The sequence below is a fragment of the Nitrospiria bacterium genome, assembly GCA_035498035.1.
Lineage (GTDB): Bacteria > Nitrospirota > Nitrospiria > JACQBZ01 > JACQBZ01 > JACQBZ01.
The window spans coordinates 1-6,297 of sequence record DATKAN010000056.1; the positions used below are offsets into that span (position 1 = coordinate 1).

The window sequence follows — 6,297 nt, forward strand, 5'->3', positions numbered from 1 at the left end:
GCCCCGCATCATGCCCCCCATGCCGTCCTTGTGCATCATGCCGCCCTGCGCCGACGCGTCCGTCGCGATCATGGCCAGCAGAAACCCTCCGGACAATAAGATGACCCTTCTCATACGCGATCCCCCCCTTTTTTCGGCCCAACCTTATCACCCCCGAACGCGGATTGTCAAAGCGGCTCGCCCGGGACCGAGCTACGCCTTCGCCGAGGCCCGAGGGCCGCTCATCATCCCGAATACCGATAAAATGAATAGATAAAAACCAACCGACTCTGATAAAATGGAAAAATCATGGACATCTCCAGACTCAAACAGATTCCCTCCCAGCGCATCCTGGTGATCGACGGCGCGATGGGGACGCAGATCCAGAACCGGAATCTCGCGGCCAAGGATTTCGGCGGGCCGCTTCTCGAAGGCTGCAACGAGAATCTGAACCTCACCCGCCCCGACGTGATCCAGTCGATACACGAGGCCTACCTCGCGGCGGGCGCGGACGTCGTCGAGACGAACACCTTCGGCGGGACGTCGATCGTGCTGGCCGAATACGGACTACAGGACAAAGTGCTCGAGATCAACCGCGCCGGGGCCCGCCTGGCCCGCGTGGCCGCGGATCGCTTCTCGACCCCCGACCGTCCACGGCTCGTGGCCGGCGCGATGGGGCCGACGACCAAGACGCTGCTCGTGACCGGCGGCGTCACGTTCGACCAGCTGACCGACGCGTTCTATCTTCAGGCAAAAGGTCTAATCGAGGGCGGCGCGGACCTGCTTTTGCTCGAGACGGCGCAGGACACCTTGAACCTCAAGGCCGCCGCGATCGGGGTCTTGAAAGCCTTAAAGGAATCCGGACGCGAAATTCCCCTCATGATCTCGGCCACCATCGAGCGGACCGGTACGATGCTGGCCGGCCAGGCCGTGGAAGCGCTCTATACATCCCTCGAGCATCTGCCGATCTATTCGATCGGCCTCAACTGCGCCACCGGACCGGAATTCATGACGGACCATATCCGCTCGCTCGCGGCGCTGGCCACCTGTTATGTCAGCGTCTATCCGAACGCGGGACTGCCGGACGAAGAGGGAAAATATTCCGAAACGCCCGAGTCGCTCTCATCGAAGCTTTCCCGTTTCGCGGAGGAGGGCTGGCTGAACCTGGTCGGCGGTTGCTGCGGCACGACCCCGGCCCATATCCGCGCGATCGCCGGGATGGTCAAGGGCAAGAAGCCGCGCGTTCCGCAGAGGACGATCCGGCCCGCGGTATCGGGAATCGATTATTTGCCGATCGAGGAGGACAACCGTCCGATCGTCGTCGGCGAGCGGACGAACGTGATCGGCAGCCGCAAGTTCAAGGACCTGATCGTCAACGAGAAGATCGAGGAGGCGGCCGAGATCGGACGCGCGCAGGTCAAGACCGGGGCGCAGGTCTTGGACGTCTGCATGGCCAACCCGGACCGGAACGAGCTTTCGGACATGGACCGCTTCATCCAGATCGTCAACAAGAAGGTCAAGGCCCCGATCATGATCGACTCGACCGACGCCGCCGTGACCGAGGCCGCGCTCAAGCATTGCCAGGGGAAATGCGTCATCAACTCGATCAACCTGGAGGACGGTGAGGAGCGCTTCGAGAAGATCGTGCCTCTGATCAAGAAGTACGGCGGCGCGGTGGTCGTCGGCTGCATCGACGAGGACAAAGTCCAGGGCATGGCGGTCACCCGCGCGCGCAAGGTGGCGATCGCGAAGCGGTCGCACGATCTTCTCGTGAACAAGTACGGCCTGCCGGGCCGGGACATCATCTTTGACGCGCTGGTCTTTCCGGTCGGAACAGGCGACGCCAACTACATCGGCTCGGCCCCGGAAACGATCGAGGGCATCCGTTTGATCAAGGAGGCGCTTCCGGGGGTCAAGACGATCCTTGGGATCAGCAACGTCTCCTTCGGTCTCCCGCCCGCCGGGCGCGAGGTCTTGAACGCCGTCTTCCTGTATCACTGCGTCAAGGCCGGGCTGGACTACGCGATCGTGAATTCCGAGAAGCTCGAACGCTATCCGTCGATCCCGGAGGAAGAACGGCGGCTCGCGGAAGATTTGATTTACTGGCGGGGAAGCGATCCCGTGGCGGCCTTCGCCGAATATTTCCGGGCCAAGAAACCGGCCGCGAAAAAGCCCAAGACCTCCCTTTCGCTGGACGAGCGCCTGGCCCGATACATCATCGAAGGCTCGAAGGATGGTCTGATCGAAGACCTCGACGAGGCACGAAAAGCCCGCAGCCCTCTTGAGATCATCAACGGCCCGCTGATGGCCGGGATGGACGAGGTCGGCCGTCTGTTCAACAATAACGAGTTAATCGTGGCCGAAGTGCTTCAGTCGGCCGAGGCGATGAAGGCCGCGGTGCGTCATCTCGAGCAGTTCATGGAAAAGGCCGACACGGCGTCCCGGGGCAAGATCATACTGGCCACGGTCAAGGGCGACGTCCACGACATCGGAAAGAATCTGGTCGAGATCATCCTCGGCAACAACGGCTATAAGATCGTCAACCTCGGGATCAAGGTCCCGCCGGAAGAGCTGATCGCGGCCTATCAACGCGAGCGGCCGGACGCGATCGGTCTGTCCGGCCTTCTGGTCAAGTCGGCGCAGCAGATGGTCGTGACGGCACAGGATTTAAAATCGGCGGGGATCGATGCGCCGATTCTGGTCGGCGGCGCCGCGCTGACGAAAAAATTCACGGACACGAAAATCGCGGCGGAGTATGCCGGCCCGGTGATCTATGCCAAGGACGCGATGAACGGACTCGATATTGCGAACCGCTTGCTGAACGAGGAGTCGCGCGAGGCCTTTCTTCAAGGGGTGAAGGAGGATCAAAAACATATGGTGCGTGTCGCGGAGGACCGGGCTCAACGGCCCGCCGCCGTCGCTTCGCCGGCGTTGGCGCGATCGGCCGTGCGCAGGGATGTTCCTTTGCCGTCGCCGCCGGATTTCGACCTGCATGTGATCGAAAAGGGTCCCGTCGAGGATATCTTCGGCTACATCAACCCGGTCATGCTGTACGGAAAACATTTGGGACTGAAGGGAAACCTTGAAAAACTTCTGGCCGAGAAGGACGAGACGGCCGAGAAGCTTTACAAGACGGTGGAGGCGTTTAAGAAAGAGGCCGTCGGGAAAAAATATATGACGGCGCAGGGCGTCTACCGGTTTTTCCCTTGCCGGTCGCGCGGGGACGATCTATTAATCTACGATCCGTCCGATCTATCGCGAGTCATCGAGACTTTTACTTTCCCTCGGCAGCCCTCCGGCGAGCGGCTTTGCCTGTCGGATTACTGCCGGGACGTCGAATCCAAAGAGATCGACAGCGTTGCGTTTTTCGCCGTCACCACCGGACGCGGCGTGCGGGAACTCTCAACGCAATGGAAGGAGGCCGGGGATTATCTGCGATCGCACATGCTACAGGCCGTTGCGGTCGAGGGGGCGGAGGGGTTTTCGGAATGGCTGCACAAGAAGATCCGAGCGGACTGGGGCTTCCCCGATCCGCCCTCGCTCGCGTTACCGGATCTATTCCACAAAAAATACCGCGGCGTGCGCGTCTCCTTCGGCTATCCGGCCTGCCCGAACCTCGCCGATCAGCATAAACTCTTCAGGCTGCTCGACGTCGCCGCGAAGATCGGCGTCCAGTTGACCGAGGGCGACATGATGGACCCCGAAGCCTCCGTCTCGGCCCTGGTCTTCCATCATCCGGAGGCGAAATATTTCAGGACGGATACGGCATAGGTTTCGTGGGGGCATGATGAGAGTATTGGCGCTCCTGATCATTGCCGGAATGCTTGTGGGGTGCCAGACCGCTCCTCGGCCGCTGCCCCCGGATGAATTGAATCGCATCCAAACTCGCACGTTCAACGAGCCCTTCGATCGCGTCTTCTCCGCCGTTCTGGAAACGCTCCGGGACGCCCGCTACCCCATCGCCAAGGCCGATCCCCAGTCGGGACTCATCATGACCGACGACGTGCTCCCGGAGGGACATCCGATCGCCGAAACCGAGGCCGGCGTCCGCTCCAAGTGGAGCGTCACGGTCACTCGGACCGGGGATCATCAGACCGCAGTCCGGGCTCGGTGGTTCTATGCCATCCGGGGCGCTATCCTCCTTCGCTTTCGCGAGGCCGACCAGCCGGAATCCGAGGAGGCTCACTATAAGCCATTTTTCGAAAAGCTGGAATCGAAATTGAAAAATAACCCCTGACTTTTAAATGGATTGGAGTCTGAGAATTTTCCCAGTGCCACGGGTGCTGATCGATACGACCCCGGAGCTCACCGACGGCGACATGACGGACCCCGAAGCCTCCGTCTCACCCCTGGTCTTCCATCATCCGGAGGCGAAATATTTCAGGACGGATGTTCCGTAGGGGCGTATTGCAATATGCCCCTACCGAAAAACATGCGGGTGTTGAATTCGCAACGGCCTTGCCATAATGCGTAAATCCACCATTCTTGATCGCCAATGTAAAAACCTGCCCCGAATTCTGCTTCATGAAGGTGTATAACCTTGCATAACAAGGCTCGGAATACGAGAAAACATAAAGGTGTTATTATAATCTTGCTGTTTATCTTGGTTTCTTTAAATGGGATAAATTTTGTAGAGGCTGTTGATCTTAATGATCCAAACTTCTTTTGCAATTTTACCCGCGAGCTCTACCCGGACCTACAGTGGAAACCCCTCAAAAAGGGTGATCGTTTAGGAACGTATGATGCGATCTTAACCTGCACAGACGGAACTGTGACCATCAAATCTAACTTGGTATTTAATCCATACATCAAGTGGGAAGAAAAAGATCGAGAATACCTCGGGAGAATTCCTGCAGAGATGCACGTGGTCATTAGCACACAAAGTAGAGAAAAGGCCCAGCCGAACATTGTGGTCGAGGCTATCGAGGTCAGTGGAGAAGTTATTTATTCTACGGACCGAAACCTTATTGAAAAATATGGATCGATAGGATCCAAACCTAGAGAAAGTCATGAGGAGATAGAAAGAAAGGACCGGCAACAGTACGATGATCTCAAAACAATTGGCTGGGAACCTCTAACGATCGATCGCCAACTTGGTCCTTGGGATATGATTTGGACACAGGAAAACGGTCGTATTGAAATTGAGATTTTGAAGGAAGGAGTAACCGCAATCGATGATGAGTCAACGGTCGTGAAGGACCCTAAAGGGCATTTCACACATAAAAACCGTTTCCCTCAGAATAGCTACTTCATTATGGATCCGGAGTTCTATCTAAAGGCCAAGGTAAATAAAATCATTGGTAATGTATGGGTAGCAACTGATCGTGAAAAAGTTAAAGAGTTCGATGCAAAATATCGTACTCTTGTGAATTTAGGGCCGATGGACAGAGAGGCGGATTTACAATGGCGGGAGACTCTAAAGAAAGAGAAGTTAGAGTGATATGTTGGGTAGATTTACCAATATAGAGGCGAAATATTTTAGGGCGGATGTGGGGTAGCGATTCTGCAGGGGCACGGCGTGCCGTGCCCCTACGGAATCAATCCCCGTCGTTGTCCCCCCGGACCCTGGTAAGACTTTAATTATTACTCTTTGCCTATCAAAAGAAATATACGGTGTCACCGGAATTAAGATGGCTTAAAGACCTCTCTTACCCTTTTGATCAGGATCATTATTAATTAATAGTCAAGGTTAGCACCAAAGTCAGGAATGCGACCTGCTTTTATTTCCTCCTTCCACTTAGCTATATCTTTCCGGCCCATCGACCAAAAGGAGCTAACCAAGTCCAAATACTGCAGAACCACATCTTTTTCACCTTTTTCCAACAAGTCCTTTGCAAGGCTCATATTCGGTCCAAATGTGCTGAGAGATGGTGAACTTGGCACCTTACCGGCTGCAATGAGATAGTTCTTACTTGTTTCAACATTGCCCGCTCGCAAAGCGACTCGGCCAAGCATCACATTTCCCTTATTTAGTGCATCTCCAACGAGACCGTGTTTCGGATTCTCTTTTGCCCATTCAAGCAGTTCATCCGCGTATTTTCCTGCTCGCTCAAAATCACCGGCGGCAAATGCAAGTTCAGAAATCGATTCAAGTGCTAACATTCTATCTCCTGCGTTTGACAGGCGAGCTAATTCTCTTTCCTTTTTTTCCAATTCTTGTCGCAAAACAACCCGGTCGTTTTGTTCCGTCACCTCTGGATAGTCGACAACATAAAGAATATTGCCATGCCATCGATGTTCAATAAGCTCCTCGATATCTTTAACCTTCAAATAGGAATATCGCGGATATTTTGTAAAGCCCCGTTTTTCAGTTAGGGG

Annotated in this window: 5 protein-coding genes; 4 read left to right on the plus strand and 1 reads right to left on the minus strand. The window is 55.6% G+C overall.

Going from position 1 to position 6,297, the window contains the following annotated elements:
• Window positions 1–288: 288 nt before the first annotated feature.
• The 4 genes from metH (at window position 289) to VMN77_11110 (ending at window position 5,419) form a co-directional block, all read left to right on the plus strand.
• Window positions 289–3,750 (plus strand): methionine synthase, encoded by a 3,462-nt coding sequence (metH, locus tag VMN77_11095; GenBank protein ID HTN44329.1) that lies wholly within the window; start codon window positions 289–291, stop codon window positions 3,748–3,750.
• A 13-nt stretch (window positions 3,751–3,763) separates the two neighbouring features.
• Window positions 3,764–4,216, plus strand: coding sequence for a hypothetical protein (locus tag VMN77_11100; GenBank protein ID HTN44330.1), 453 nt, complete (start codon window positions 3,764–3,766; stop codon window positions 4,214–4,216).
• Window positions 4,217–4,250: 34 nt separating this feature from the next.
• Window positions 4,251–4,379, plus strand: coding sequence for a hypothetical protein (locus VMN77_11105; protein ID HTN44331.1), 129 nt, complete (start codon window positions 4,251–4,253; stop codon window positions 4,377–4,379).
• 191 nt (window positions 4,380–4,570) lie between these two features.
• Window positions 4,571–5,419: a hypothetical protein gene (locus tag VMN77_11110; GenBank protein ID HTN44332.1), complete on the plus strand. Its 849-nt coding sequence runs from the start codon at window positions 4,571–4,573 to the stop codon at window positions 5,417–5,419.
• Window positions 5,420–5,655: 236 nt separating this feature from the next.
• Here VMN77_11110 and VMN77_11115 read toward each other — a convergent pair.
• Window positions 5,656–6,297, minus strand: a 642-nt coding sequence (locus VMN77_11115; GenBank protein HTN44333.1) for a hypothetical protein, incomplete at its 5' end; no start/stop codon positions are given.